The 26,561-nt window shown below is 42.5% G+C and carries 24 protein-coding genes; 12 read left to right on the top strand and 12 right to left on the bottom strand.

Features of this window, described 5'->3' with window-relative positions:
- Nucleotides 1-204: 204 nt before the first annotated feature.
- Complete coding sequence (locus tag QL982_RS04240) at nucleotides 205-1,089, top strand: hypothetical protein (protein WP_290165477.1); 885 nt, start codon at nucleotides 205-207, stop codon at nucleotides 1,087-1,089.
- 160 nt (nucleotides 1,090-1,249) lie between these two features.
- Nucleotides 1,250-1,717, top strand: coding sequence for a hypothetical protein (locus QL982_RS04235; RefSeq protein ID WP_290165479.1), 468 nt, complete (start codon nucleotides 1,250-1,252; stop codon nucleotides 1,715-1,717).
- A gap of 153 nt (nucleotides 1,718-1,870) precedes the next feature.
- Here the strand turns inward: QL982_RS04235 and ppc are convergent, their stop codons facing one another.
- Together ppc and QL982_RS04225 are read right to left on the bottom strand one after the other, a co-directional pair.
- Nucleotides 1,871-4,663, bottom strand: a complete 2,793-nt coding sequence (ppc, locus tag QL982_RS04230) for a phosphoenolpyruvate carboxylase (RefSeq protein WP_290165481.1) — start codon at nucleotides 4,661-4,663, stop codon at nucleotides 1,871-1,873.
- A gap of 223 nt (nucleotides 4,664-4,886) precedes the next feature.
- The gene (locus QL982_RS04225; protein ID WP_290165483.1) at nucleotides 4,887-6,152 is read right to left on the bottom strand and encodes an integrase arm-type DNA-binding domain-containing protein; all 1,266 of its coding nucleotides are present in this window, start codon (nucleotides 6,150-6,152) and stop codon (nucleotides 4,887-4,889) included.
- A gap of 741 nt (nucleotides 6,153-6,893) precedes the next feature.
- Here QL982_RS04225 and QL982_RS14530 point away from each other — a divergent pair.
- A complete protein-coding gene (locus tag QL982_RS14530; RefSeq protein ID WP_356644904.1) occupies nucleotides 6,894-7,055 on the top strand; it encodes a DUF2798 domain-containing protein in 162 nt (53 codons plus the stop codon).
- Between the two features lie 58 nt (nucleotides 7,056-7,113).
- On the opposite strand, the gene QL982_RS04220 is transcribed toward QL982_RS14530, so the two are convergent.
- Nucleotides 7,114-8,019, bottom strand: a complete 906-nt coding sequence (locus tag QL982_RS04220) for a LysR family transcriptional regulator (protein ID WP_290190178.1) — start codon at nucleotides 8,017-8,019, stop codon at nucleotides 7,114-7,116.
- A gap of 89 nt (nucleotides 8,020-8,108) precedes the next feature.
- On the opposite strand from QL982_RS04220, the gene QL982_RS04215 reads away from it, so the two are divergent.
- Complete coding sequence (locus QL982_RS04215; RefSeq protein WP_290190177.1) at nucleotides 8,109-8,711, top strand: short chain dehydrogenase; 603 nt, start codon at nucleotides 8,109-8,111, stop codon at nucleotides 8,709-8,711.
- Between the two features lie 367 nt (nucleotides 8,712-9,078).
- Nucleotides 9,079-9,714 (top strand): hypothetical protein, encoded by a 636-nt coding sequence (locus tag QL982_RS04210; protein ID WP_290165784.1) that lies wholly within the window; start codon nucleotides 9,079-9,081, stop codon nucleotides 9,712-9,714.
- 22 nt (nucleotides 9,715-9,736) lie between these two features.
- Here the strand turns inward: QL982_RS04210 and QL982_RS04205 are convergent, their stop codons facing one another.
- Both QL982_RS04205 and cadR read right to left on the bottom strand, forming a co-directional pair.
- Nucleotides 9,737-10,357, bottom strand: a complete 621-nt coding sequence (locus QL982_RS04205; protein WP_290165782.1) for a PLP-dependent aminotransferase family protein — start codon at nucleotides 10,355-10,357, stop codon at nucleotides 9,737-9,739.
- Nucleotides 10,326-10,736: a Cd(II)/Pb(II)-responsive transcriptional regulator gene (gene cadR / locus QL982_RS04200; protein WP_290165780.1), complete on the bottom strand. Its 411-nt coding sequence runs from the start codon at nucleotides 10,734-10,736 to the stop codon at nucleotides 10,326-10,328. The genes QL982_RS04205 and cadR overlap by 32 nt, the downstream gene beginning before the upstream one ends.
- 156 nt (nucleotides 10,737-10,892) lie before the next feature.
- Here cadR and QL982_RS04195 point away from each other — a divergent pair, with 156 nt between their 5' ends.
- On the top strand, nucleotides 10,893-13,070 hold the full coding sequence (locus QL982_RS04195; protein ID WP_290190176.1) for a heavy metal translocating P-type ATPase: 2,178 nt from the start codon (nucleotides 10,893-10,895) through the stop codon (nucleotides 13,068-13,070).
- Between the two features lie 154 nt (nucleotides 13,071-13,224).
- Here QL982_RS04195 and QL982_RS04190 read toward each other — a convergent pair whose 3' ends face one another.
- On the bottom strand, nucleotides 13,225-13,743 hold the full coding sequence (locus QL982_RS04190; protein WP_290163815.1) for an HPP family protein: 519 nt from the start codon (nucleotides 13,741-13,743) through the stop codon (nucleotides 13,225-13,227).
- Between the two features lie 147 nt (nucleotides 13,744-13,890).
- On the opposite strand from QL982_RS04190, the gene QL982_RS04185 reads away from it, so the two are divergent.
- From QL982_RS04185 to QL982_RS04175, 3 genes are all read left to right on the top strand, one after another.
- Nucleotides 13,891-14,430, top strand: a complete 540-nt coding sequence (locus QL982_RS04185; protein WP_290163813.1) for a TetR/AcrR family transcriptional regulator — start codon at nucleotides 13,891-13,893, stop codon at nucleotides 14,428-14,430.
- Nucleotides 14,431-14,576: 146 nt separating this feature from the next.
- Nucleotides 14,577-14,810, top strand: a complete 234-nt coding sequence (locus QL982_RS04180; protein WP_290163811.1) for a Fic family protein — start codon at nucleotides 14,577-14,579, stop codon at nucleotides 14,808-14,810.
- Between the two features lies 1 nt (nucleotide 14,811).
- The gene (locus tag QL982_RS04175) at nucleotides 14,812-15,705 is read left to right on the top strand and encodes a hypothetical protein (RefSeq protein ID WP_290190175.1); all 894 of its coding nucleotides are present in this window, start codon (nucleotides 14,812-14,814) and stop codon (nucleotides 15,703-15,705) included.
- 793 nt (nucleotides 15,706-16,498) lie between these two features.
- Here the strand turns inward: QL982_RS04175 and QL982_RS04170 are convergent.
- On the bottom strand, nucleotides 16,499-16,993 hold the full coding sequence (locus QL982_RS04170) for a hypothetical protein (RefSeq protein WP_290163807.1): 495 nt from the start codon (nucleotides 16,991-16,993) through the stop codon (nucleotides 16,499-16,501).
- Nucleotides 16,994-17,367: 374 nt separating this feature from the next.
- Between QL982_RS04170 and QL982_RS04165 the strand changes: the two genes are divergently transcribed.
- Entirely contained in the window at nucleotides 17,368-18,036 is a 669-nt protein-coding gene (locus tag QL982_RS04165; protein WP_290163805.1) for a hypothetical protein, read from the top strand.
- Between the two features lie 158 nt (nucleotides 18,037-18,194).
- Here the strand turns inward: QL982_RS04165 and QL982_RS04160 are convergent, their stop codons facing one another.
- The 4 genes from QL982_RS04160 to QL982_RS04145 form a co-directional block, all read right to left on the bottom strand.
- The gene (locus tag QL982_RS04160; protein ID WP_290163803.1) at nucleotides 18,195-18,656 is read right to left on the bottom strand and encodes a hypothetical protein; all 462 of its coding nucleotides are present in this window, start codon (nucleotides 18,654-18,656) and stop codon (nucleotides 18,195-18,197) included.
- A gap of 74 nt (nucleotides 18,657-18,730) precedes the next feature.
- Nucleotides 18,731-19,474 carry a M90 family metallopeptidase gene (locus tag QL982_RS04155; RefSeq protein WP_290163801.1) on the bottom strand — a complete coding sequence of 248 codons (744 nt, stop codon included), beginning with the start codon at nucleotides 19,472-19,474 and terminating at the stop codon, nucleotides 18,731-18,733.
- 174 nt (nucleotides 19,475-19,648) lie between these two features.
- Nucleotides 19,649-21,703, bottom strand: a complete 2,055-nt coding sequence (locus QL982_RS04150; protein WP_290163799.1) for an autotransporter domain-containing protein — start codon at nucleotides 21,701-21,703, stop codon at nucleotides 19,649-19,651.
- Between the two features lie 264 nt (nucleotides 21,704-21,967).
- Entirely contained in the window at nucleotides 21,968-22,555 is a 588-nt protein-coding gene (locus QL982_RS04145) for a TetR/AcrR family transcriptional regulator (RefSeq protein WP_290163796.1), read from the bottom strand.
- A gap of 119 nt (nucleotides 22,556-22,674) precedes the next feature.
- Here QL982_RS04145 and QL982_RS04140 point away from each other — a divergent pair, with 119 nt between their 5' ends.
- Together QL982_RS04140 and QL982_RS04135 are read left to right on the top strand one after the other, a co-directional pair.
- On the top strand, nucleotides 22,675-24,114 hold the full coding sequence (locus tag QL982_RS04140) for an FAD/NAD(P)-binding protein (RefSeq protein ID WP_290163794.1): 1,440 nt from the start codon (nucleotides 22,675-22,677) through the stop codon (nucleotides 24,112-24,114).
- 51 nt (nucleotides 24,115-24,165) lie between these two features.
- Complete coding sequence (locus QL982_RS04135) at nucleotides 24,166-25,260, top strand: DUF2855 family protein (RefSeq protein ID WP_290163792.1); 1,095 nt, start codon at nucleotides 24,166-24,168, stop codon at nucleotides 25,258-25,260.
- A gap of 145 nt (nucleotides 25,261-25,405) precedes the next feature.
- Here the strand turns inward: QL982_RS04135 and QL982_RS04130 are convergent, their stop codons facing one another.
- Nucleotides 25,406-26,044 carry a GDSL-type esterase/lipase family protein gene (locus tag QL982_RS04130; RefSeq protein ID WP_290163790.1) on the bottom strand — a complete coding sequence of 213 codons (639 nt, stop codon included), beginning with the start codon at nucleotides 26,042-26,044 and terminating at the stop codon, nucleotides 25,406-25,408.
- Between the last annotated feature and the right edge of the window lie 517 nt (nucleotides 26,045-26,561).

Below are 26,561 nucleotides of genomic sequence, written 5' to 3'. Positions count from 1 at the left end.
TTGATATATTATCTATATATCCATTAATATATTCATCATATGTTTTACAAATATTATCGCTATCAAATAAATTGTGCTTGAAGATAATGGTTTGAGCAACTATATTGTTTGCTAACGATTTTGTTACATTTTAGCAAGAAACATCACCAATTCATTTTAGCAGTCATTTAATGCCAGTAGCATGAACTGGTTTGGTATTATTCTATGAGCGACGAAAAAGAAGACGCCAGCACTGGTTTTGACGAAAAACTGGCTAAAATTATTAACCAAAAGTCGCGTAAGCGTAATAATGATATTTATGAGCGCTTTATTACTCGAGTCCATAGCTCTGAAGAGGGTGATCAAGACGATTCAGAAATAGTAGAAAGCGCAAAAAATACCCCTGCATTCGAAGATTTGAGTGCAGAAGAAATACAGCTGTTTGAAAATAAAAATAATGAGCAATCATCGGGGCTAGAAACACCAAATTCGACCACAAATACTGCGCTTGATGGCTCAAATCAACAGGCATCACCAACAAGTCGTGTCTCGGGCACAGAGAATACCACCAATCGCAATGCACCTGAGACCAGTACCCATACAGATACCTCGTATTCAGACAGTCGTGAGAAAATAGAATCGGCTTCTGTGATTGAGACTCATCATTCGCCCGCTGCACCCAGTGCTAGTAGCTCGATCCGTCAGGATGCAACACCGCCAGATGTTAAAGAATTAAATCCACAGAGTCCGCTAGTAACACACAAAAAGCCTGTCATTATTGGCATGGTTGCTGGTTTGGTCGTGGTCGTTGTTATCGTATTAACGCTTGTATTGACAGGCGTTTTTTCTACGGCTACCGTCGACAGTACAGAGAGCAAAGTCGATGGTAACGTAGATACGCCGACAGCTGATAGTAATCGCCAAACGTCTACTGAAAATGTTGTCTCTACGACCGCACCGCCCGTATCAGAGCAGCAGGAGGCAGTAGACCCTAATAAACAAGGCCTGCCAGCCGAAAATGAGGCACCTACAGAAGATGAAGAAGCCATTACCTATGATGACTTTAGGCAAGAGTCACAAACCACGTTATACCGCGAAACCAACGATTAGCACCATGACGGCGCTATGCCGATCAGCCCGATAAATGACCGTTTGTCGGCCTATTTAGACGCTCGTCCAAGAATCATTGCATGATAATAGGTAATTCGTATCCTTATATAAGGATACGGTTATGTATCGTTGATAAAATGAATTGAATCGGTATATGGCTATGAGCAACTCGAACAAGATCAATAATAGTATTGAGGAGACAGGCCATTCTGAGCATCAAAGTATCAAACCACGCCATCTCGTTATCACGGTAGTAGGTGTGCTTTTGATGGTTCTATTGGCTGCTGTATACATGTCTGATCGTATTTCTTCAATGCTCTCTCAAACGTCAACGACGAGCAACGGATTAACGGCTCATCATATGACGAAAAAGAGCATTTCTAGTCAGGTCACACCACAGCAATTGGTGGACGGTCAAAATAATTATAATGATCATATCGCGTTTGATAATACTGACACCGTCATTAGCTATAGTGACTTTAAACAAGAAGCGCAAAATGTTTTATTCCGTGAAGAAGGAAAAATTGTGCCAGTGAAATACAGTGTGACCAAGATTGACCCTACCATTAGTACTGAAGAGTTTAGACAAGAAGCACATAAAATTTTATATCGCGAAACTGACTATTAAGGCGTGTCTTTCATTCATTCGATGGTCATCTAAAGGGACTGTTAAAACGAAACTACGGTTTACCACATAAATTCTTTAATTCTTTCATACAAAGAAAAGCCCCGTTCCATATTAAGTTGGAACGGGGCTTTTTTGACATCCAATTGGCAATCGTTAACCCGTATTACGCAAGCCAGCAGCCAGCGCATTGATACTGCGGATCAAAGGATCTTCTACGTTGATATCATCATGATCAGCATCTTTCATCGTATCTTGTTGTCTAGCGCGTTTCAGTAGCTCGATTTGGATGTAGTTAATAGGGTCTAAATAAGCATCGCGCCACTGCAGGGATGAAGCAAGGTTCTGCTGATTGGATAATAAAGAGTCTTGCTCAAGCAGAGAGTTGAGACCCGAATTGGTCAGCGTGTATTCATCGGTGACCGCTGTCATGATCTGCTCGCGCAGAGTTTCATCGTCACATAGTTGGCTATAGGCCTCGGCAATATTCATATTGGCTTTGGTAAAAGCCATCTCGATATTACTGATAAATACACTAAAAAACGGCCAATGCTTATTCATCTCTTTCATTAATGCTTCGTCAGCTTCGACACTAGTTTTGACACTATGCAGCGCACTACCGACGCCATACCAAGCAGGTAGGGTAAAGCGTGCCAATGACCAGCCAAATACCCAAGGAATCGCCCGTAGCGTGGTTTTGCTTGGCAGGCCTTTTTTGCGATGGGCAGGACGTGAGCCAATATTTAATAAAGATATCTCTTGTACTGGCGTCACTTGTGAGTAGAATTTATAAAACCCTTCAGTATGATCGGTCAGCTCGCGATAACGCTGCTCGCCTGCATCTGCTAAACGTGCAAACAGCGCTTCATAATTTGGCAGCTCAGTCGGTTGCACCACAAACCTGGTCGAGCAGGCTTTGAGTGTACCCGTGATCGCCATGGTCAGCTCAAACACGGCTGTATCCGTATTGGCATACTTGGCATAGAGCACTTCGCCTTGCTCAGTCACTTTAATCTGACCATGTAGCGTGCCTGCCGGCTGTGCAGCAATGGCTTTGTGCGTTGATCCGCCACCACGGCTCACTGAGCCACCACGACCATGGAACAAGCGTGTTTTTATATCATATTGCTCAGCAATGTTATTAATGGTTTGCTGTGCGCTATAAAGCTGCCATGCTGACGTGATAATACCGCCGTCTTTTGATGAGTCTGAATAACCCAGCATGATCTCTTGCGTGTTGTCCGTGTTCTGTAGCAGTCCACGATACAGCGGATTATCTAATACGGCAGGTAAAATCTGATCAATATTTTTAAGATCTTCAATGGTTTCGAATAACGGTGCCACTGGCAAATCAGCAGTCAACTGACCTTCGTCATCAATTCTACACAAGCCTGCAAACCGCATTAATAGCAATACTTCTAGTAGCTGGCTGGCATTGTTGGTCATCGAAATAACATAACTGCCAAACGTGTCAGCGCCAACGAGTTTTCGCAACATTGCCACTGAATTCATGAGTGACAATTGTTCACGTGTTTTGTCTGTCAGGTTGTCAGTATAAATGAGCGGCGTGCCAGGTTTTTCTAGCAAGCGTGTGAGCCACTCTTGACGTTCTGTTTCGCTTAGCGATTGATAATCAGGTAAATTGGAGGCACTCGCAAAAATATCCGCAATCACCTCACTATGATATGAGGACTCTTGACGGATATCGAGCGCCGCCAAATGAAAGCCGCAGGTTTTGACCAGACGAATCACATCGAGTAATAACCCATCGCTATGTGCCGTATCATGGGTATTGACACTTTGACGGATAATACGTAGGTCTTCTAGTAACTCTTCTGGATTGCGATAAGCATCTTTTTCGGCCTCGATATCCGTACCTTTGCTTTGAATGCGGCGATTGGTGGCTTTGACTTTAGTGAGGATTATCGAGAGCAGGCGACGATAAGGCTCATTGCCATAGTCATCGAGATTGTAATCAAACACACGTTGATCGAGCTCATCGTAACTTTTGATTTTGGCATATACGTCAGGCTCGACCGTCACAATCGTATCGCTATGAATAAGCTGGCGTCGCAGTTTTTTTAGCAGAACTTGATAGTGACGTAACACGGTATCCGCATGCATCAATACGGCAAGCTCTGTGGTCTCAAAAGTCACAAAAGGATTGCCATCTCTGTCGCCGCCGATCCAAGAGCCAAAGCTCATGAACGCTGGTAATGGGTAATCCGTCAGCTCTGGATAGATATCAACGATGGCTTTTTTGATATTACGATATACTTTAGGAATGGCATTGAACAAGCTGGCGTTAAAATAATGTAAGCCGTTATTGATTTCGTCATACACCAACGGCTTACGCGTTCGCACCTCATCAGATGACCATAACAGATCAATCGTTTGTGCGGTTTGCTCTTTGGCTTGCTCGTAGGCAAAGCTGTTTTCGGTCACGTTGTTTAAAGCATCGCTATGCGTGAATAGACTTTGCAAGATATTCATCGTCGTACGGCGACGCGCTTCGGTTGGATGCGCGGTAAATACAGGCGTAAATTTTAGCTGATCAATGAGCTCTTGCATTTGAGCGGGCTCAATGTTGCGTTCACGGCATTCAAGCAACGTACGACGAAATGACCCTTCCCAGCTTTGCTGAGACTGCATACGCTGCGCATGACGTTGCTCCCGTAAGTAATTCTCTTCACTCAGATTGGCAAGAAAAAAATAGATAGAAAAACCACGTATGACGTTTTTTAAGGTTCGATTGTCTAAAGAAGCAATAAAATCAATAAGCTGCTGCTTGTGTGCTTCGTTAGGCTCACGGCGTTGTTGAATAAAGCCCTTGCGCAGCGTCTCAATCGTATCTAGCGTCTGCTCACCAGATTGGCGAGAAATGGCATCGCCTAGCAATGAACCTAACACGCTGGTGCGTTTACGTAGTACGTTGTTATCTAATGTCATCTTCAATCTTCCTGTCAAATGAATGGATACAATACTATTGCTATCTTAGACGTAACATCTTTATCGTTTTTGCAATTTAGCATAATCTCAATTTAGCATAAATAGGTAGGTCATGCTTGATGTTGATAGCAACTTTTTTTGCTAATTGACCTTTATGACACTATTACTAGGGCGTGTTTGATATTTGGGCAGTCATCAGATAAAGCTTGTCTAAGTTATTTCGCTAACGACTTCGAAGCTCATCTATATAGTTTGCCCAATCCTGCATCATCTCTACTCTGATATCTATCTCATCGAGTCTATTGTAAGCACCGCCATGCGTGTCTTTAATTCGATGACCCAGCTGCAATTCTGTGACGATATCCGAATAACGTAACTCTGGCTGTTCCATCAGCAATGTTTTAGCCGATGCCCGAAATCCATGCGCACATTGCACATCTTTGTATCCCAACCGATGAAATATCTGCACCAACGTGGCTTTACTAATATAAGCATTGCTTGAACCGCGCATCGAGGCAAATACATATTCCTTATGACCTGTGATGGACTGCATATTTCTTAGACGTGCAATCACTTGTGTCGCCAATGGTACGACTAAATGCGAGACCATATCATCACGACCTTCACCTTTAATGGGGGAGAATGACCACAAATTATTGTCCCAATCGATATCATCCCAACGCATAGAGCGTAAATCGATACTACGTACAAATATATAAGGCAGTAAATTCATCGCCTCTAATGTGATCTTACTTGCACCTTTAAAGTTAGACATATCTTTTAGAAGCGTCGCAAATTGCTCTGGCTTGGTAATGGCTGGCAAGTGATTGCCTGAGTTGGCAGGTGCAAGCTCACCTCGGGTATCAATCGCCACATTCCTATCGCACAATCCTCGTGCGACAGCGAATGAAAATACTTTTTCAGTGTATAGCCGAGTGCTTGCACCAACGAAAGTCGCTTGGTTTTCATTGTTTTGAATCGACTCACACACGCTTAGTATCATCTCACTGGTGATATCGTTCATTCTCAAGTCGCCAATTTCACGACACATATATCCGAGACATAAATCCCAAAACTTAAGAGTCGACTCACTAAATGACGGTTTTTTAGATTTTCCTTGATTGCGACCTGATGTTTTGTGATCTCGCCACGCTTTTGCAATCTCAGAAAACGGTGCGTTTTTTAGATGAGCATATTTATTGGTTTGCTCTTTTTGCTGGATGGCTTTGGGGTCAGAGCCTTTTGCGACCGTATTAAGGATGGTCTCTGCCTTATACTTAACCTCATGCAGACTGATGTCTTCAATTTTACCCAACATCATCCTAGGGCGTTTTCCATCGATGTGCGGATGAGAATAACGCAGGTAGTACTCCTTTTTGCCATTTGGATAAATACGAAGACTTAGACCTGCCACACCTGAGATGCTGACCGAATAGTCTTTATCTCGGCATTCAAGTTTGTTGATGTCATTTGCATTGTCGACAGCCATGATGTGTATCCGTAAATATAGTAAGTAAGGTGAATGGTAGATTCAGGGTTTATAACTCATGAGAAGTCTCTTATCTACAAACATAGAGAGCTATAGGACACTGATATGGACACTAGTATTTGTAAATATAATCTATAAACCCTTTTAAATAATGGCTTTTCATACACAATCATTCCCAAGGTTCACTTGGGGATGATTATAGCATAATGGTCAAAATAGTGGGTGAGCCATGTCACTGTTGGCCTACACACCATTTTTGCCAGTTATTTTTCTAGATAATTAAACGTCATTTTGGTACAGACAGTCCATTGGGTAAGCAGTTGAGAGGGTTTTCAATAAAATCCATGCTCCTGTACTCGCACAGAATATAAAAATTAGGGTCATAGTACTGTTCTGTGCAAATCTTAAGCATGGCTACAGATAGCTAAATAGCGAGTGAGTGAGAGTGATATTGCAGAATGTATTAATTTTCGATGGTTAAGTTCTCAATGCACTTAAGTAACGTTTGAGTCGCTTAACTTCATCAAAGATAAAAAGTATTGGGGTTATTCATTTCGACGCGGATTATTTGAAGTACAAGAGGCTGACTTTATAGTTATTGCCAATGCTATGAATATACATATAGATAGGTCATAAACCCAATTTATTAATTACGCTATTGAGTAGGCGTTTCATTTTATTTTTTGGGATACAAGTGGAGAATAAAAAGTGATCATTAACCCCAAGTATGCCAGCCTCTTAATGGGCCTTATTATTTCTTTAGGGATGAGTTTTGTGATGTCCTTTGTTATGGTTTCTATGAATGTAGGATTCACCGCAAATTTTTTAAATAAGTGGATGCATGCTTCTGCTGTATTTGTTCCTATTGCTAGAAAGTATGTGTTTAAGTTACTGGCATTGTGACGTAAACCAAATTTTATATTTAAAAAGAAGTAATAAAGTAATAGCCCGTTGTACTGCTTTACATAATACGTTTAGGTTTGTTGTTAAGTAAATATTGTACCATTTCACGCAGTACGGGGTTTTGCATGCGATTGGCTGGATAGACCAATGAAACTGGTGTTGCAGGCATATGAAATGGTTCAAGAATAGACACGAGTTGGCCACTATTAATATAGTCCTGCACTAAAAAATCAGGCAAAAACGCGATACCATGACCTGCGGCTGAGTATTCAGCCGTAATATTTCCGTAATTAACTTCAATCGTTCCTGTAACATTAACATGTCGCTCATTGTTACCTTCAAAGTAGCGCCAGCGACAGGGGGTACGAATTGAGGAATCAAGTATACAGTTGTGTTTTGTAAGTTCTTTAGGATGTTGGGGTGTACCGTATTTTGCTAAGTAATCAGGACTTGCGACATACAACACATTTAATTCAGTAAAATTTCGCGCGATAAGCCGAGAATCCGACAATTCATGTACTCGAATAGCAAGATCAATACCTTCCTCAACCAGGTTAATATAACGATTTAGTAATATAAGCGTGATTTTTACAGCAGGGTGTTGATGCAAAAACTCCCCAATTAAACGAGTGATACCAAGTTGTTCAGCATTAGGGGGAGCACTAATTCGAAGGTGCCCAGCAATAATGCGCTGATTGATATCAGCTCGACCCTCAAGGTTTTCCAAAGCATCAACAATCAGATTGAACTGCTCTAAATAATGCTCACCTTCTGCAGTGAGGTTCATAGCACGCGTTGTGCGATGAAGCAATTGACAACCAAAGTGCTTTTCTAGCTCAGATACCTGCTTGCTAACCGCAGAAACAACAATACCCAGTTGGTCCGCTGCCTTGCTAAAACTGCCCAAATCGAGAACAACTTGAAAAGTTGTTATGGCACGAACAATATCTATTTTTCTCTTCATATGAATAGTGTTTTTGTTTTTAGATTATTTTTCAATTATAAGTCTATTGTTATACTTTACTCAACCTTAAAGAGACTGGAATAAACAATATGAAAATTTTATTAATAGGTGCCTCTGGCACTATCGGAAAAGCAGTCACTAAACGCCTAGCAAATAACGATGAGATTATAGCTGCAGGATACTCAAACGCAGATGTGATTGTTGATTTAGGTAGCGCAGAGTCAATTAAAAAAATGTTTGAACAAGTCGGGCAAGTTGATGCGGTTATCTCAACCGCTGGGGTCGCAAACTTTGGATCTTTTGATAAACTTTCTGATGATGAGTATCAACTAGCACTTAACAACAAGCTAATGGGGCAAGTTAACTTAGTACGCTTGGGACGTGCTTATATTAGCAACGGTGGTTCAATAACGTTAACCTCGGGTGTATTGTCACGAGAGCCTATGATTGGTAGCACAGCCGTTAGTATGGTTAATGGCGCATTGGAAAGCTTTGTTAAAGCAGCGGCGCTTGAAATTGACAGCTTTCGACTTAATGTTGTGTCTCCAATTTTTGTAAAGGAAACAATGGCTATGATGGGCATGGACACCGAAGGCGGCCTGTCGGCAGATGACACAGCTAAGGCATATGTTGCTGCTGTAACGGATTCAATGCATGGCGCAACACTTGATGCCCCTGATCACGTTAATTAACCTGAAATAGCTGCTTGAGATATTTACTAAGCAACTGAACTATCTGATATTTAAAACTTTATGTAGCCAAAGATTTTAGGGTCTATTGAACAGAGCTAATTTACGTGTCAATAGCTGCTTGAGATGGATTTATTATCCGGAATTCAGGTTACTTAATTTTATTTAGAGGGAATAACGAATTGCTCCTATGCTATGTACCAACGAATATTTGCAGTCTATTTTTAATTCCCTTTATGTAAACTTGGTCAGTTATCTGTTGTTAGATGGTATGATGCCACTGGTTTTTTGCGGCTCAATGCTGTTAACTGATGGCGTATAGACGTAATCAGCCAAGCAACTGTCATAACATTATCTAAGGTGATTAATTTTGATTTCTTATAATAAAAACATACTATTACTAACATTATGTGCAGGATTTATCGTATCAGGATGTACTGAGCAGAAGGCCAATAGTGCAGCTGTGTCAGCCAAGGTCGATAGCGCGCCTACACAACTCATCAGTACTCATGAACAACCAAAGCAAGAGTTACTTCAAGCTCTGCGATTCTTTGAAGACAGCTGTGGTTTTGTAGATGGCGCAAAAAATAATGGCTTTGATGCTAGCCCTAGTGAAAAAGACTTTGATGCGTTCAAATCTTCTTTTATTGGTCATGATTCTAATGCCGCATTTGAAGACCAATACTATCTAAAACCATTGTCCAGCATACCCAAGCAGTATCGTACGGCCATTGATGATATTCAGGTAGAGCAGGATGAAGAAGGCAGTATGCGTTATAGTGTTTACTTCAAAAATGCGACCTACCGCGACCATGACCTCGACAAGCTTGTGATTTTCTTTAAGCCTGAAACTGATTACGCTTACGATACGTTGTATTTTAAAAATAAGAACTTTGTCGATTTAAAGCCTTCATTCAAACAAGTCTATGTAGATTGGTTGGGTGGTTATAGCGGCGCTGTTTTTAACTTAGAAAATAACTCAGTGACCTGTGATTACAGCCGTTAGATTAGGGCTTGTCTCACAAGATTTACGGTTCAACATCGCTTAGTGTTTGAAAAAGCTTATCAATAGATTGGGTGATTTCATATTCATTGAGACTCCCAAACCCAAAGCGTATATGTGATGGCTCTTTTTGTGTTTTGTTAAAAAAAACATTTAACGTCGAGTCATCATTGTCAAAATTTGCCAGATTTTTCCCTTTAGAAAGTTTCGATATATCTACCCATATGGCCAATCCTCCCGTAGGTAAGATAAAGGATATTTGATCACCAAATATCCGTTGAAACTCTTTAGCAGCATGATTTCTCCTTTCCTTGTATTGTTGCCTTACTTTTCTAATATGCCTTTTTACTTCTCCAGATTCCATCAAGTCAGATAAAACATGCTCTGTAATCGTATTGCCTTGTCTATCGATAAGCACGATCTCTTGAGCGGCTCTTTTTATAAAATGCTGATCGGCCACGACATACCCCAATCTTAGCCCTGGTGCAAACACCTTTGACATCGAACCAATGTGAACCACATTTTCGGAGTTGTGCAGGCTTGCTAATGGCGAAATAGGGTTGGTGTCATAGTGAAACTCATGATCATAATCATCTTCAAGCCACTGTCCACTGTTACGTATGGCAAGAATTATCAGCAAGCGCATTTAATATCCCACATGATACTGCTGGTGCTCTGCTGACGCATTTTTGGCGCAAAACAATTAGATGCTGCTTTAATTGCGTCAATTCTTGCATACGTATTTCCACAGCATGAATATGCTCATCCAATAATGTATTCACATTGCCGCAGTCTTTGTCAGGGTCATCCCAGTACTGAAGCAAAGTTCGTACTTCATCCAATGTCATATCGAGTGTGCGACAATGCAGGACAAACTGTAGACGCTCAATGTGCGCGTCGCAATACAAACGATAGTTCCCCTCACTGCGAGACGGCGCGGGCAATAACCCCTCTTTTTCATAATAGCGAATGGTTTCCACTGTGGCGCCTGTACGTTTAGCGAGCGCTCCGATTTTGATGGGCATAATGGCCTCATAAAGTTTGAAAATATAAGCAACTATAAAGTTTGGTAGCAAAAAAATCAAACTACTGAGATTGGATATGAATGACCTTGACTCTAAAGCCACTAGAGGGTTCATAATGGGTTTATTAAAAAAACCTCGACGGCAGGATAAGTTATTATGCAATATCATATTGAAGGTATGGACTGTGCAAGTTGCATCGGCAAAATTGAAACGGCGCTAGCCCGTATGCCTGGTGTCTCTGACGTACAGCTTAACTTTGCGACAGAAAAGTTAGAGCTAACGTTGGCACCCGATGCCGCGACTCAGTTCAGTGATGTCGAACAAGCCATCAAGCGCCTTGGTTTTGGTGTCTCTGCTTATGAAAGCTCACAAACTTCCTCAGATAGTAACAGTGACCATCCGTCAGCGGCACAGCGCCAGCGTTGGTGGCAAACCCGAAAAGGCAGGCAGGTTGTTGGTTTAGGTATTCTGATGAGTATCGCATATATACTAGCCTTACTTTTCCCTGACTATGGGGCATGGGTATTCGCGGTGGCTGTGATGGCGGGTGTTTTCCCCTTTGCACGCAAAGCTGTGGCATTAGCAATGTCAGGGTCACCTTTTTCGATTGAAATGTTGATGTCTGTCGCGGCGATTGGCGCGCTCATCATTGGTGAGGCTGAAGAGGCCGCAGCGGTTGTATTTTTGTTCTCGATTGGTGAGTTGTTAGAAAGTGTGGCAGCTGATCGCGCTCGTGCTGGCATCAGAGCTTTAGCGTCACTGGTTCCAAAGACGGCAGTGTTACTTGATAATCAGGGCGGGCAGCGTGATGTGCCTGCGACATCGCTGCAAGTGAATGATCTGGTACTCGTCCGTCCTGGCGATAGGGTATCTGCTGATGGGGTTATTGTTCAAGGCACCTCCAGCCTTGATGATTCACCCGTGACGGGAGAGTCCGTCCCTGTTGTCAAAACAGTAGGTGAAGCGGTATTCGCAGGGTCGATAAACATGGATGGTGTGCTCAATGTGCGCGTGCAAAAAACAGCAGCGGACAACACTATTGCGCGTATTATTGAGCTGGTAGAGCAGGCGCAAGCTTCCAAAGCACCCACCGCTCGTTTTATTGAGAAATTTAGTCGCTACTACACGCCAGCAGTGATGGCCCTTTCTTTACTGGTTATTATCGTCCCGCCGCTAGTGTTAGGAGGGGAATGGGCGACTTGGTTATATCGTGGTTTGGCACTGCTACTGATCGCCTGTCCCTGCGCACTCGTGCTATCAACACCAGCTGCCATCGCGTCTGGTTTGGCCGTTGGTGCGCGTCGTGGCTTGCTCATCAAGGGCGGTAGTGCTTTAGAAATCATTGGTCGCGTAGATACCGTTGCATTTGACAAGACAGGTACGTTGACTGAAGGTAAGCCACGCGTGACCGATGTTGTGGCCTTTGCCTCATCGCCCATCGGCTGTCAAAGTCAAAATGAGATATTGGCACTGTTTGCTAGTGTCGAATCCGCCTCTAGCCATCCTCTGGCAAAAGCCATTATTAATCACGCTACAGCCGCTAACATTGTCATACCGATAGCGACCAATGCTTATGCTACTGCAGGTAAAGCGGTGCATGCGACGGTAGCTGAGCGTTATCTAGCCATCGGTTCGCCAGTTTATGCAGCTGATGAAGGTTTGTTGTCATCCAAACAACAGGCGCACATTGCATCACTACAAAATGAAGGGAAAACCGTTTCGGTTCTGTTTGACGAGCAAAGCCGTGCAGTGCTTGGATTGGTAGCACTACGAGATGAATTGCGAGACGATGCACAACAAGGGGTCGCACAGCTCAAAGCGATGGGGATACGCTCTGTCATGCTCACAGGTGACAACCGCCTTACTGCTCAAGCGCTGGCGGGAAATCTGGACATAGAGTGGAAAGCCGAACTCTTGCCAGAAGACAAACTGCGCCTGCTAAATGAGATGAAAAATGGCACTAAAATAGCGATGGTTGGTGATGGTATTAATGATGCGCCTGCATTAGCAACCGCAGATGTTGGTATCGCCATGGGCGGTGGTACGGATGTGGCCATCGAAACGGCTGATGTCGCCTTATTACAAAGTCGGGTTACAGACGTCGCTCATTTGATCGCACTGTCACGCGCCACCATGGCCAATATTCATCAAAATGTGATTTTTGCATTGGGGCTAAAAGGTATATTTCTTATCACGACGATACTAGGCGTTACTGGCCTATGGATCGCCGTACTAGCGGACACTGGCGCCACTGTACTTGTGACGCTAAATGCTTTGCGCTTACTAAGATTTAAAGGAAATCACTCATCCATAAGTGCTCCTAAAAACAAATAAACAGTCGGTGTCTGTAGTCGCTATTTTTAGCCCATTTAACAGGTCATATTCAGATGGAGAACAGACCCTAAAACTAGCGATGAGTTGTTGACGTGGCTAGGAGCGTATTTAGATACTTGAATATAAATATTTATCTTCTATCAAAAATAGGCTTTTACCACCAATAAGTTGGGTATTGCTTATCCTTACCGAGATTGTTATAAACAAGCGCTACCATGACCAAAACGATAGCGCCAAGCAGGGTAGGCGTAATTAAAAAGTCCCAATGTACTGCACCAAGCATCACTATCAAAGGGTTAGATCCTGCAGGCGGATGCGGCATTCTAAACAGCAGCATTAGCATAATGGCAGTCCCCACAGCGGTTGCCATACTCCACCAGTGAATACCGAATAATGTCATAAACGCCAATCCCGTAAAGGTCGCGATCACATGCCCGCCTATGACATTTCTTGGCTGCGCAAAAGGGCTGGCAGGATACGAAAACATCAGTAAACAACTTGCGCCAAATGACCCTAGAATCATAATGATTTCTATTGAACTGCCTAACATAGCAAGCGTCGCTGTTGCGATAGTAGCGCCCAACCAAGCGACAACGATCTTTGATAAAGGCAATCTTTTTGGACATTCGCTAACTTGACCACTTAATTTACGCCAATTAAAAAATGAGTGCATACGACTTCCTATGATAAATAAACAATTAACAGTATTACTACTGGTATACTGGTCAGTATATTAGCCAAGTATACCGAACGGTATATTAACACAGTATTTTTTTATTGAATACCAGATTAGGCCGTAAAACAATAGGAATCAGAACCAATGGAATTGCGAGATACTATTTTACAGAAAAGCTATGAGTTACTTTATAAGCAAGGCTTTCATAATAGTGGAGTAGAGCTATTAGCAAAGCAGGCGGGCACGACCAAGCGGACTTTGTATGCTCATTTTGGCAGTAAAGATGGCTTAATCGAAGCGGTGCTTAAGTATCGTCATCAGATGTTTATGGCTCAATTAAAAGCGTGCTTTGATAATGTTGAGAGTAAAGATGCAGCAGATGTTGTTACCTGCTACTTAGCATTTCTCAAAGACTGGACATCATCAGAGGGGTTTTATGGTTGTCTGTTTATCAATGCTTGTGCCGAGTATTCAGACACTCAGTCTTCCCCGTATCAAATCGCCAAGCAGCACAAGGCTGAGGTTAGACAGTGGTTATTTGATGCGCTTGAACAGCTGGGCATCAATAACGCTAAGCAGAAGTCCGATATTTTATTTGTATTGGGTGAAGGTAGTATTGTAACGGCGCAAACAGGTCAAGAGTCATTAGCGTTAGATGCCAATTTCCTTAAAGCTTTTGATTAAAATACTTGCAACACGCCTTAGTATAGTGAGCTTGGAGCAGCATTAATAAAGCATCGTTTTTCTATCTCTTCCTGACTAACAAGTAAGAATAGTTTTGGGGGAATGCAAACATACCTTGGTTAACCTCTGGAAAAGTTCGAAAAAGTATGATTTTTGGAGAGCCAGCTTATCCGACTATCGAGAGTACAGCGGCACATTTATTATATTTCGTGATCAAAAATCACCTCTTTACCAACGGTAATAAGCGTAGCGGTGCGTTCTTGTTTGTGAGATTTTTGCATCGCAATCAGCGTTTGCTTAATAGTAAAGGTGATACAGTGATTAATGATACTGGACTTGCTGTCATTAGAGGCGCAAGAGCCATTAATGCAAAGCCTTAATATGGCAAAGCATTACCCAACACACCCTAATAATAAGTCAACATTTATGACAATCAAACGCCTATCTACTGCCTCACACACGATAAGCCGACTACTCACGGCAACATCTGCGGCATTATGGACGACATTAGCAACCGCGCAAATTCCTACTTTGCCGCAAATGCCTATTCCCTCTGATATTAGCCAAGCCATCAACAGCGTCATGGCGGTCAACTATGGCTCAGACTATGACAAGCTGCGTGGCTGCACCCTTTATCATCGCAAAGAAACCTTTGATAATGATGGCAGTGACTATGTATTTGAGGACAGTTACTGCATTGCGCCTATTAAGTATCAAGCTGAAGAGGTCAACGGTGACACTCGGCTGTATCTGCTAACCTCGGGTTACGTCTATGATGGAAAATCAGGTAATGCTTACCCCGGTATAGGTGGTCTATTTGAGCTGTATAAAATGGGCAGCTCTTGGGTAGTATCCGCAAGCGATCCTTTTATCTATACGGGCGGTGCGGGGATAAGTCAGCTTCATGATTTTAATCTATCACAAGTCGGTGATGACAAATACGCTTGGACAGGTAAGCACTGCGGCGGCAAAGGCGGACAAAGTGGCTGCCTATGGATGATGTATGCTTCGATAGATGGCAAGATAAAGCCAGTGGCTGAAATAGATAGTGATTATCATAATGAGATAGCAAGAAAATCTATCTATCGTGAGGGCGAGGGGCACGTCACGCATGAACGTTATAAGCCTATGACTGGTGGTTTTTATCCGCTGACGGTGACCATAGAGAGTACCTCAGTCAACTATCGTACTGATAAAGAGATAGCGCCACGCACTACAGATATCAGTACTTATGAGTATGATAAAACTAAGCAGCAGTTTGAGTTGGTTAAATAAATGGGTTAGATAGCATTCAAGCACTAATGACGAGACTACAAGCTGCAAATGGTATTTAAGAAACACCCTACACATTATTCAAGTTTAAAATGGTTTTGTAGGATGCAATTTAAGCACTGATAATTGGTTGTTAAATAACAATCAGTGCTTAAAGAACGCATTTTGTGATTATCTTAACCAACATCTGGAACTTGAAGACAATAACTGCACTATGGCAAAAGGGCCTGCTAGTAGACTTTGTCTAAAGTCCCATCTACTCAGATCACCATCTTCAAAAAGATTAACTTCCGAAGCCGCCAAAAATATTAAGGCAATTATGACTATGAAAGAAATGATATAGGCATACATACATCCTTTGCTACCATTCCATATCTTGTATGGAAAAATTAATGCAATAGCAGATATTACGATCATAAAACCAAAAGTGCCTTTATCGATGATTCCATGCAAACTGGCTGAGAAAAGGGCTAGTAGCATGAACAGCTTTGATGATATCAAAGACTTCCAAAAGCAATATCTAGGGTGATCTCTCGATAAGTTAATGCTTACCATAACTACTTAGACATGCAATGTACATTACATTTGAACGGCTATTAACGAAACTGACTAATTATTTATGACATCAACATAAACCCTTGAACTTATCATCGGGTACTGCTTATAGACTTCATTTAACATAATATACATTATGCGAAAACAAATCAACGGTTTGAGCAATTAAGCGAATAATAATTTATATCGTTTTTCATTTAAGATTTATCTTAGCTCAGATATTTCTCACATTAACTTTCTGCTAACGACAAGCCTTAAGCAAATGTTTGCGCAAAGTTTTACCATCTTTATCTAATATTACGTCTGCGACTTGGCAAGCAGCATTATCACTGTCATCACATGACAACTCATAATAAATATCGCTACCTTGCGCCAAGCTGACCTGAACCAAACCTTGCTCAGTTATCGAAAACTTTTTGTCTTGCGTATAATTAGGATCTTGCGAGTTCCACAGTACATCATAATCAATATTGCAGGACATTTGATTTTTATCAAAATACGCTTGCTCAAGCTGCATGGCCGCTTTCAAATCAGTATCGGCATATTGCTGTAGCACCACAGGATTACTCATACCTTGATCATCAATATCTTGCTGATACATCTTTGTGATGGTCGCAATCTTTATATTAGCCATGGCATTTTGTTTCTGATCTACTTTTGATACATCCGCTGTAGCGTTACCCACAGTCATCAACCCTATGGTTAATAATAATGTCAGCGATTTATATGTTGGCATGGTGTTCTCTGTAAGCTTTGATTCTATAAGTATTATGTTCTATTACATCACACCCATACTAGGGCGTGTCCTCAATTCAAACGAGTGTCCTCTAAATGGGCTAAAAACAGCTAAATTTTGCCAAACATCGTCAAATAGTTGGTCAATATCTCGATATTATCTGCACTATTTTCCTTGTTTGACGGCAATTTATCTCATTTTTATCACCATTTTTAAAATGAGCACACGCCCTAGGATGCTGCTGTATTATCGTATTATTCAGGTTTACTTACCAAAATCTCGATGAAATGGCGATTTTATGCTATTTTCTTATTTGGTCCCATGACAATTTATAATGATATCTCTTTCGTTAATAACTGTGTAAGGATGGTTTTATGACGATATTACCTACTGTTTTTAAGGGAAGTTCTGCGACATTGGCCTCTAGCAGCCTTTTGTTGCTTACTTTGACCGCAACTGGCTGCCAGTCTACTTCCGAGTCCAGCGAAGCTATTATCTCGCAACCAGCCAGTAGCTCATCAATGCCTAATCATGCTGATATCAGTCAACAGACGCTGATACAGCAAGCCACACATATTCAGCAAGCATTAGCGAATCAAAACTATGCTGCTATCATTGATGATATTCATCCAACACGCGGCGTTCGGTTTTCGATGTACGCTTATGTGCGTCCAGGGACTGATAAAGTCTTTAGTCGCGGACAATATGCGCAGTATCTACAACAGTCCAAAATTCGCTTCACTTGGGGCGAAAAAGACGGCACTGGCGATCTATTAATCACGCCACTACCAGCATATTTAGATACTTGGGTTGCAGCCAACAAGTTTAATAGTGTTACGCCTAGCAGCAATAACCTTAAGTCTCATGGCAATATGATTAATAACATAGACAACATATATCAAAAATCAGATGTTGTAGAGTTCTATCATAAAGGTACAGAAAGATACGCTGGAATGGACTGGCGCGCTCTACGCCTAGTATTTGATGAGTATCAAGGCAAGCGTTATCTGGTGGCGATCATTAATGACCAATGGACGGTTTAAGGCGTAGAAAAACGATTGACTGACCATTTTTATAGGGTGCGTTTAAAATGGCAGCCTGATCTATCTGATTATAAATACCATATATTCAAATATTAATATATATTTTACAACTTATGTAACTTTGTTTTTGGTATAGTTTTTAATGACAAGCTTTTTTACTAGCCCTCTAACGACAGCATATTCATAATCAATTTAATCAAAGTCTCTTTTTGATTGGGGTCAGATTCAGCGACCAATAAGGTTAATGCCGCAAGCCCAGTGTTATTGATGATCATGTCACCTTTATCATTCAGCAGTCGATGGTTACATTGCACACCTTGAGGAGATTTTATGCGATAACCGACTGATATAACCACATCTAGGTCATAAAAAGTCACCGGACGGTCTGAATTTGCAATATGCATTTTTTGCATATTGCTTTTTTCATCGATTTCTTCATCTCTTATGGCATTGGCGATATGACGAGAAACCACTGATTGGTCACGACCAAATAACTCGGTCATTTGTGCTTGTGACAACCAGACTGTCTCTTGCTCAAAACGTACATCTACTTGCGCCTTTCCATCAGCACTTTCATAGATTTCTACTTTTGCCACATTATCACTTATAGTGTTAATCACCTCAGCTTTCCCAACTCCAACATGCTTATGCTGTCTTGAATACAGTTTACTGTCACAATCTCTATAAATATCACTCATAACGGCGTCTGACGAAAGAATTTCACCATAATCTCATAAATATCAGGATAAGCGTCTACTAGCTTTTGCGGTGTTTCAAAAAACACTTCACTCAAAACTGCAAAAAACTCCGCAGGATTGGTCGCTCCATAACGATCTAGACCTGACTTACGATGTGTCTGAAAGTCCTCAAAGTCGCGGCTCATAATCTGTGTCCAGTTGGCAGGATCCATATTAGGTTGCATAGGCGGAAAGCCATTGGCACGCCCATTCATCATATCGATTTTATGTACAAACTCATGAATGACAACGTTGTGTCCGTCACGTTCGCCTGAGTGCTTAGCGTCCTTCCATGAGAGAATGACAGGCCCTCGCAGCCATGCTTCTCCGCTACGGTGCTGACTGCCTTCGTGGACGATACCAAACTCATCTACTGTAGTGCTATCACTTTTATACGAACCTGCATAAATAATGATAGATGACCAGCCAGCATACCAGTCAAGGCCTAAGTTCAAGATCGGCAAACAGGCTTGCAACGCAATAGACTGTCTGACAGCATTGGTAATCTCGAATCCTTGCGCACCAGTGATGGATTTATCAGCCAAAAACAACGTCGCGAGCTCGAATAAATGCGTCATCTCATCAACACTTAATCTGTCGAGTATCACAATACGTTTAGCTGCCTGCATCCAATCGGTATGGGTAAACTCGCTATTATCTAGTATGCGCTGCTCACGCCAGTCTTTTATGATGCCAAACATATACGCCACCCCTATTTTTTTAATATTTCGCACACATTGCTATTACTGAATCTGAGTATTGTAGCGGTAATCAGCAATACGCACTTATAATTAATATATTGACATACATAAGCAAAAAACGCTGCTCATGAATGAATTATTGAGCAGCGCAGTCTGACATTCACACATTAAGATTTAAAATTGATATTGCAAGCCTAGTTGTACTGAGCTGTCTTTATCGTCACGTGCAAAGGTGGTATCGCCATTCAGATACGCATAAACGTTTTTATGAACCTTGTTACTCACACTCAGCTCAAAACGTCCATAGTCGTCATCTTTATCTGCTTGAGTGAGGCTAACCTCTCTTGTTTGACCGTCAGCTAAAGACGTTGTCGATAAACTATCTGTTAAACCATCGTCGATCACATGCACGTAAGCGATTTTTCCTTGAAGTTTGGCAGGCGTGCCCATCAAATCAAAGCCATACTGCAACTGATAACCAAGCTCTGAATCCCATGCCTCGCTAGACGTGCTATCGACCTCAAGTGCAGTGCGAGAATTGGCATTACCACTGGTATAACCATCTATATCTGTATCACTGTAATTCAGACCCAAAAAGGCACCATGCGCGACGTTTTTCTTGATAAGAAAGTTGTAGCCAAGCTCATTGTATGCGCTAAACACATCGGCATCCGCATCACCACGTTCGCTATTGTTGATAATATTGATACCATCATTGCCATCCAGTTTTACCGTTCTATTAACGTCCAAGTCATGTTTAGATAAGCTCAGAGATGTGGTGTTCCACCAAGCCGTGTCTTTTCCGCCCAATAAAGAATATGCCTGAACACCGTAACTCGTATCTTTTTCAATGCCGTTTTCTACGCTTTTATTGTTTTGATTGGCCGCTTGTATACCTACGCCAACACGCCAGCTCGGCTGTACAGTATATTCGCCATACAGACCAATATTGGCGCGAGTGCCCTCTTGCACCTCATCAGCATCTACATAGCTTTGAGATCCATCTACCCAAACCTGAGTACGCGACTCGGAATCAAAAGGCTTCGCATCATCGAAAGTATGCAATGCCAAAGCATTGGCACGCTCAAGCACCGCTGAATGTGAGTCGGTAGCATTAATTTTTAACGCAGCACCCATCGTATTTTGCAGATTGAGCGTACTTTTGGTTGATGCGATGATATCAGCATTGGTTTGCTCCACAATCAGTCTACTAATGATACGAGAATAGTCACGCATTCTTTGCGCTATGCGTTCTGCACCAAAGGCCGCAGTAAGAACTTCCTCATTGTCTAATGCAGGGTTATGCCACGTATAGCCGGCTGGAATATCTGGGTTTTTAGTTTGCGTGTAACCATCATAATCAGGCCCAAGGCTCCAGTTTGTTGCCTCAAACCCTACGACCTGCATGACACTATCAAAAGACTCTTGATCGCTACAGCAGCCAACACCATAAGGCTTATAGGGTTCGGTCTCACCTGGTGCAATAATGGCTGGGTTGACTTCTAGTGTAATACCAAGCGCTTTAGCAATACGCAGTGCATTTTCACGCAAACTTACATTGGCAGCCACTTCATTGCCGGCATTGTCATAAGCATTTCGTCCTGCATTGGCGTACATTTTGTCGCCTGTAATCAGACTGTCTAGGTTAATCATACCCAACGCTGTTGATTTTTCCACGTCCGTGAGCTGATCAACAAACGCCTTTGAACCATTGAGACCGCCCTCCTCTGCACCAAATGCCACAAACTGAATGTCATGCTCTGTCTCAATACCTGTCAGGTTTTTTGTCAACTCAGTTAAGACGCCAGACCCAGAAGCATTATCATCCAGTGCCTCTAGGTTTTCGTAATTTGGATAGGCGACGGCAGAATCATAATGTGCGCCGACAAATAGCGTTCTGTTAGTATCAGCACTGCCTTTTTGGGTTACGACAACGTTATTACTCGTTAACGTTTGACCTTTGAATAAACCACGAGGCGCTACGAAATCAAAAGCCTGACGATCGACTTGGTTGTTACTACCATCGATGCTCATACGTTGCTGCATATAATCAGCAGCTTGGACTTCTTTATCAGATCCTGTATACCTGCCAGCATAGTCACGGGCAAGCGTCAGCGCCGTTCCTGTACCATAATCACCGTACTTGGCCTCTGCAAATACTTGCGAGCCTGTAAGCAGTGTCAGCGCCGCAACCACTGAAATCTTAAGCGGTGATAACTTAGTATCCAAACTACCTCTCCTTGGTTAAATAACTGTAATCAACAGTGAAAAATAACCTAAAGCAATGCCGTTTACAAGATAAAAGGCATATGTTTGTTAGGGCGTGTCCTCAATTCAATCGATAGTTATCTAAATGGGTTAAAAATGGCTAAATCTTGCCAAATAGCTGGTTAATATCCCGATATTAACCAGCTATAATCAATACTTACGGATCGCTGTTTGATATTGATTTTCACCTCCATACTGCTGATTTATCGGCTCGTTTAGAATGCCTTACTGATGCTTAGATTTAGTTATGTCAATGGCATCCAATTGTACTTCTACCACTCGTAGCGCCATTGACTTCCAGTCCAAATTTATATCATCAGTAAACACCATGTGATGACTGATACTCACGTAGCCGTGCACGATGGCCCAGATATCTAGCGCTATTTGTCTGCGCTCCTCAATAGTCGCACCATCTGGTAGATACGAGCCAGCCACCCGTACCAGTTTCGAAAACGCACTGTCTCTAGCAGCAACTGCTTCTTCAGAGGGCTGATATCCTGCATCAGATTCTCCAAAAATCAGCCGATAGTGTGCCTCGTGTTGCTCGCCCACATTGAGATAACCCAAGCACGCTTCTAATACTTGCTCTTTACATGCTTTGCCCTCTGGAATCACATCCATGGCTTCACGGACTAGGTTAAACCCTTCTATGTACAGCGCATCTAGTATGCCTTGCTTACCTTGAAAATGGCTGTATATACCGATTGTAGACAGACCTGCGCGTTTAGAGATACCACGCACGCTTAAGGCATCCCCGCCTCCTTCTAAGAAAAGCGCTGATGCGGCGTTTAGTATTTTGGTTCTGGCATCCATTAGATTCTCACTATGTCTTGACAATTATAACAGTGTTATTCTAGTATATAACACTGTTATACACAATCAATTCATAATTGATTGTGTCGATAGAAACTCAACTTAAGAGTAAGGACGCTATGAGTATTCAACAGCTAGAAACGGATTATCTAATCATTGGTAGTGGCGCGGTGGGTATGGCTTTTGCCGACGTGCTACTTACAGAGACAGATGCCAATATTATTATTGTCGATAAACATCATAAGCCAGGCGGTCATTGGAACGACGCCTATTCATTTGTTACCTTACATCAGCCGTCGTCTTTTTATGGTGTCAGCTCGCGTGAGCTTTGCTGCGGTATGGTTGACGAGATTGGCTTAAACAAAGGCTTGTCTGAGCTAGCATCAGGGGCAGAAATCATGGCCTACTTTGATAGAGTCATGAAGCACACGTTTTTACCAAGTGGCCGTGTGAAGTACTTCCCGATGTGTGAATACAAGGGCGAAGGGAAATTCTCCTCCCTACTGTCTGACATCCGTTATGAGGTTAAGGTCAATAAAAAAATCATTGATGGTACTTATTTCAAAACCTCAGTGCCAGCGACCCATACTCCAAATTTTGAGATTGCTGAAGGCGTTAAGTTTGGCCCGTTAAATGACTTGCCGAGTCTAACCAAACCCCGTGATGGTTACGTGATTATCGGCGGCGGAAAAACAGGTATTGATGCGGTTTTATGGCTACTAGAAAACCAAATTGATCCGGACCATATCACATGGATTATGCCAAGAGATGCTTGGCTGATCGATCGTAAAAACACCCAACCCTCTCGTGATTTTTTCACCCATACTATAGGGGCACAGGCCACTCAAGCAGAAGCGATTGCTGAAGCTGAAAACATCGAAGACCTGTTTAATCGATTAGAAAAAGGCGGCGTATTAATGCGTATTGATCCAAATGTACGCCCGCAAATGTTCCATGGCGCCACCATTAGTAGTGATGAGCTGACACAGTTACGCCGTGTTAAAAACATTGTACGTAAAGGCCGTGTAACCCGTCTAGATACTGATAGAATCTATTTTGGTGATGACAGTGTTGCTACTACCACCAATACCATGCATATCGATTGCTCTGCACGGGCAGTACCAGTGACCGAGACGTACGATGTGTTCAAAGGCAATACGGTGGTCATTCAAACGGTGCGTACCTATCAACCCATATTTAGTGCCGCGTTTACCGCTCATGTCGAGGCCAACTATGATGATGAAACGATAAAAAACGAGTTATGCCGCGTGGTGCCTATACCGAACCATGATACAGACTGGTTGGTTGGTGTAGTCTCACAAATGCAAAACCAAATGCGCTGGTCAAAAGAGCCTGAGCTACGTAAATGGATGATTGGCAATCGCTTAGATGGTTTTACTAAACTGGTACAAGCCAGCGAAGACACAACACCTGAAGAAATGGCCATCCTTAAGCGTCTAAAAACAGCAGGACCAAAAGCTGCTGCTAATATGCCTAAACTAATGGGTGAAGTTATGCAAATAACGGCAGCACGTCAAGCCAACACCGCTAATACCTAAAAAGTAACTATTTAATAATAACTATCAAGAACAACTGTCAAGGAAGCGACTATGCAAGAATTTCAGACAAACAAGACAAACCTAACCCAAGCTCGCCTGCAAGAAACGCCTATACACACTCTCGGTGATGGCGAAGTACGCGTCAAAGTTGATCGCTTTGCCTTTACCGCCAACAATATTACTTATGCAGTCATGGGTGACCAATTACGCTATTGGCAGTTTTTCCCGCCAAATGGCGATGAACCTGAAAAATGGGGCATTATTCCAGTCTGGGGCTTTGCCGATGTTGTTGAGTCCAATAGTGATGCGCTGCCCGTCGGTGAACGACTATTTGGCTACTTCCCGCCAGCCAGCGAATTAATTATTACCCCCAAGCGAGTCACGAAAACCAGCTTGCTCGATGGTAGTGCCCATCGTGCCGAGCTGCCGCCTGGCTACAATATGTATCAGCGCGTTAACCACGAACCAAACTATGACCGCGCCCATGACAATCAGCGCATGCTACTGTTCGTATTGCACTTAACCTCATTTTGCCTGCATGATTTATTGAAGCGCAATGATTGGTTTGGTGCAGAGCAAGTGGTGATTATCAGTGCCTCTAGTAAAACCAGTATTGGCCTAGCCTATGGCCTCACTGATGATAAAGACGCACCGCACGTTATCGGCCTCACCTCAAACCGTCATATAGATTTTGTTAATTCCATCGATGCTTATGACAGTGTGCTTAGCTATGACACGCTTGAGCAGATTGATGCAACTAAGCCGACGGTCATCGTAGATATGTCAGCCAATACCGATGTGCTTAGCCGTCTACATAGACACTTAGGCGATAACATGCGTTATACCAGTAATGTCGGTATCACACATTGGGACGAACCTCGTCATGTAGACGGTATCATTCAAGAACGTAGCCAGCAGTTTTTTGCGCCCAGTCATGTACAGCAATGCATGAAAGAATGGGGCCCTGAAGAATTCAACAAACGCTCCATGCGCTACGTCATGCACAGCACAGCGAAAACCAATGCATGGCTAAAAATTCAAGAGCTTGACGGGGTTAATGGCTTGCTGGAGGTTTATGAAGACATTTGCGAAGGTAAAATAGCAGCTGATGAGGGTTTAGTAGTCGTCATAGGCGACAATGAATAAAATGACTGGACTATAAAAATTGTTTATTCGTCATTAATAAAAAAGCAGAGCGTCTATTAACTAGGCATTCTGTTTTTTTCTTATTGTATTCTAGATGCCAAACGCATACACCCTACTTACCGTTTTCAAGGTTAATATTTGCGGCTTAATGTATCCAACCTTCGTCTTTTAAATAACCATGTAACCCTTCGGCGAACTGTCTATAACCTGCAGCATTGGCATGAATTCTATCAGATTTTAATGCATCATCTGATAGCACAATCGACCAACCATCAGAATATAGCGGTATGCCTTCAGCTTCCGAAATCTCTTCATACAGTGGATTATCACTGGCTTTTCCAAACAAAGCACTAGTACTGATATGCGGCTCAGCGATTAGGACAACATCAATATTTTTAGATTGTAAGGTGTCGATAGTCGCGATGATATTGGCACGAGTGGTATCAGGTGCAATGCGCTGCAATACGTCATTACCACCCACACCCAGTAAGACCAAATCAGGGTTTTGCTCAGTGATCTCATTCACTCGAGTCAGTACATCTGCAGAAGTATCACCATTGACACCCGCATTGATAACCCTCCATTTGCTTAGCTCTGCCAGTACCGTAGGATATGCTGTTTCAGTATTTGCTCCATAGCCATAGGTCAGCGAGTCGCCAAGTGCAATCACTGTACTACCTGCAGGTAAAGCCGTTTGCATTGGCTCACTATCACAGCCTGTCATGCCAATAGCTGCGGCAAACCCAATACCGACCAAGGATAAAAACTTCCCACGCATATACATGTTTTTTGAATACCCTAAGCTATTATATTATTTGTTGGCCAATAAAAAACCGGAGTAGCGCTGAATAAACAGCCCTACTCCGGTTTTGCTTTAAAGGCCTTGGATGCCATCATAATGATGTCGCACTCAATTGTTGTGTAATCTACCTCATGACCTGGTACATGGAAGACTCACTGGACTGCACCTAGATAAAGGCCCTAGTGCATTAGCTCAATCACGATTGCGTGATTGCGCCAGCGAGCTAATGACACTAGGGCCTTTATCTAGGTATTAGCAGGACTGAAACAGTCTTCCTTGGGTAAAATGTAATGGCTTGACTCGTGGGCGACGCAACGTCGCCCCTCACCGTAAACGGTGAAACGCTAAATCTCACAACCCGTTAAGTGTGCCTCATAACAGCTATTACTGTCAATACATAAATGACAAACAAAATTGCACACGACACTATATGTCGTGCCATATATATTTTGTCACAAAAGTCCTTGATGTTTTTTGTAAAACGCGGTTACATAGTACT

Origin of the sequence: Psychrobacter sp. 5A.1, from assembly GCF_030407455.1 — a bacterium.
Lineage (GTDB): Bacteria > Pseudomonadota > Gammaproteobacteria > Pseudomonadales > Moraxellaceae > Psychrobacter.
This window is presented reverse-complemented; position numbering and strand designations above follow the sequence as displayed.

What these genes read in the sequence shown, in the direction of transcription:
- QL982_RS04240 (WP_290165477.1), top strand. Translation starts at nt 205, where the DNA reads ATGAGCGACGAAAAAGAAGACGCCAGCACTGGTTTTGACGAAAAACTG.
- QL982_RS04235 (WP_290165479.1), top strand. Translation starts at nt 1,250, where the DNA reads ATGAGCAACTCGAACAAGATCAATAATAGTATTGAGGAGACAGGCCAT.
- ppc (WP_290165481.1), bottom strand. Translation starts at nt 4,663, where the DNA reads ATGACATTAGATAACAACGTACTACGTAAACGCACCAGCGTGTTAGGT.
- QL982_RS04225 (WP_290165483.1), bottom strand. Translation starts at nt 6,152, where the DNA reads ATGGCTGTCGACAATGCAAATGACATCAACAAACTTGAATGCCGAGAT.
- QL982_RS14530 (WP_356644904.1), top strand. Translation starts at nt 6,894, where the DNA reads ATGGGCCTTATTATTTCTTTAGGGATGAGTTTTGTGATGTCCTTTGTT.
- QL982_RS04220 (WP_290190178.1), bottom strand. Translation starts at nt 8,019, where the DNA reads ATGAAGAGAAAAATAGATATTGTTCGTGCCATAACAACTTTTCAAGTT.
- QL982_RS04215 (WP_290190177.1), top strand. Translation starts at nt 8,109, where the DNA reads ATGAAAATTTTATTAATAGGTGCCTCTGGCACTATCGGAAAAGCAGTC.
- QL982_RS04205 (WP_290165782.1), bottom strand. Translation starts at nt 10,357, where the DNA reads ATGCGCTTGCTGATAATTCTTGCCATACGTAACAGTGGACAGTGGCTT.
- cadR (WP_290165780.1), bottom strand. Translation starts at nt 10,736, where the DNA reads ATGCCCATCAAAATCGGAGCGCTCGCTAAACGTACAGGCGCCACAGTG.
- QL982_RS04195 (WP_290190176.1), top strand. Translation starts at nt 10,893, where the DNA reads ATGCAATATCATATTGAAGGTATGGACTGTGCAAGTTGCATCGGCAAA.
- QL982_RS04190 (WP_290163815.1), bottom strand. Translation starts at nt 13,743, where the DNA reads ATGCACTCATTTTTTAATTGGCGTAAATTAAGTGGTCAAGTTAGCGAA.
- QL982_RS04185 (WP_290163813.1), top strand. Translation starts at nt 13,891, where the DNA reads ATGGAATTGCGAGATACTATTTTACAGAAAAGCTATGAGTTACTTTAT.
- QL982_RS04180 (WP_290163811.1), top strand. Translation starts at nt 14,577, where the DNA reads ATGATTTTTGGAGAGCCAGCTTATCCGACTATCGAGAGTACAGCGGCA.
- QL982_RS04175 (WP_290190175.1), top strand. Translation starts at nt 14,812, where the DNA reads ATGGCAAAGCATTACCCAACACACCCTAATAATAAGTCAACATTTATG.
- QL982_RS04170 (WP_290163807.1), bottom strand. Translation starts at nt 16,993, where the DNA reads ATGCCAACATATAAATCGCTGACATTATTATTAACCATAGGGTTGATG.
- QL982_RS04165 (WP_290163805.1), top strand. Translation starts at nt 17,368, where the DNA reads ATGACGATATTACCTACTGTTTTTAAGGGAAGTTCTGCGACATTGGCC.
- QL982_RS04155 (WP_290163801.1), bottom strand. Translation starts at nt 19,474, where the DNA reads ATGTTTGGCATCATAAAAGACTGGCGTGAGCAGCGCATACTAGATAAT.
- QL982_RS04145 (WP_290163796.1), bottom strand. Translation starts at nt 22,555, where the DNA reads ATGGATGCCAGAACCAAAATACTAAACGCCGCATCAGCGCTTTTCTTA.
- QL982_RS04140 (WP_290163794.1), top strand. Translation starts at nt 22,675, where the DNA reads ATGAGTATTCAACAGCTAGAAACGGATTATCTAATCATTGGTAGTGGC.
- QL982_RS04135 (WP_290163792.1), top strand. Translation starts at nt 24,166, where the DNA reads ATGCAAGAATTTCAGACAAACAAGACAAACCTAACCCAAGCTCGCCTG.
- QL982_RS04130 (WP_290163790.1), bottom strand. Translation starts at nt 26,044, where the DNA reads ATGTATATGCGTGGGAAGTTTTTATCCTTGGTCGGTATTGGGTTTGCC.